The sequence below is a fragment of the Psychromonas arctica genome, from assembly GCF_038155225.1.
Taxonomy (GTDB): domain Bacteria; phylum Pseudomonadota; class Gammaproteobacteria; order Enterobacterales; family Psychromonadaceae; genus Psychromonas; species Psychromonas arctica_B.
The window spans coordinates 1-215 of sequence record NZ_JBAKBA010000357.1; the positions used below are offsets into that span (position 1 = coordinate 1).

Below are 215 nucleotides of genomic sequence, written 5' to 3' on the forward strand. Positions count from 1 at the left end.
AAAATTTTAGGTTCTAAAATTAAAGCACGAGCAATTGCATCACGTTGACGTTGCCCACCAGATAAGTGATGTGGATAACGAAATCGAAATTTATTGGGAAGGGCGACCTGTTCAATCACTTTTGCAATACGTTGTTCGGTGTTTTTAAAACAATGAATAGCAAGTGGTTCTGCGAGTATTTTGTCGATGGTATTGCGAGGGTGAAGCGATGCATA

At 39.5% G+C, this 215-nt stretch carries 1 protein-coding gene; it reads right to left on the bottom strand.

Going from position 1 to position 215, the window contains the following annotated elements; translation table 11 throughout:
- Positions 1-215, bottom strand: a 215-nt coding sequence (locus V6255_RS18770) for an ATP-binding cassette domain-containing protein (protein ID WP_341629460.1), incomplete at both ends; no start/stop codon positions are given.